1 protein-coding gene is annotated in these 531 nt (G+C 33.7%); it reads left to right on the forward strand.

What is annotated here, in order from left to right; translation table 11 throughout:
• Positions 1-376 (forward strand): hypothetical protein (locus CCPUN_RS02640; RefSeq protein ID WP_204594643.1); only part of this gene is annotated, 376 nt, incomplete at its 5' end.
• Positions 377-531 lie beyond the last annotated feature (155 nt).

The raw sequence follows: 531 nt of genomic DNA on the forward strand, positions 1-531 counted from the left end.
TAATACAGCAAGTATGAACAATACAGCAAGTATGAACAATACAGCAAGTATGAACAATACAGCAAGTATGAACAATAATACAGCAAGTATTTATGATCAAACACCAGCTGGTGCCTATGATGGTGGTCCTGATCGTATTTACAGTGGAGTTGATAGTTCTAGTAGTATTAGTGATAGTAATGCTAGTAATCTTAGTGGGTCTAATAATTCATTTAGTTCTAATAGATCTAATAGTCTACGTGCGTCTAAAACCTCTTCAGTTAGTGTTCTAACCGATCTTCCTACACCAAAAATAAGTCCATGGCAGAGATTAGCCTTAGTGGCTAAAAAGGCATGTACCAAAGGGTATAATGCTACTAAAAAAGCAGTAAGCTAGGTTATAATGGACTGAAAAAATTAGACAAATTTTTTCAGTCCATTATACTTTAACAAGACCTTCTAGATCTATGTCTTTCAGTTTTTTAACTATGGAACGTTTACGCGTTTTACCTTGTGATGCTAAATCTTTCTCAAATTCTTCAAACAATAAAT

This window comes from Cardinium endosymbiont of Culicoides punctatus (assembly GCF_004354815.1).
GTDB lineage: Bacteria > Bacteroidota > Bacteroidia > Cytophagales > Amoebophilaceae > Cardinium.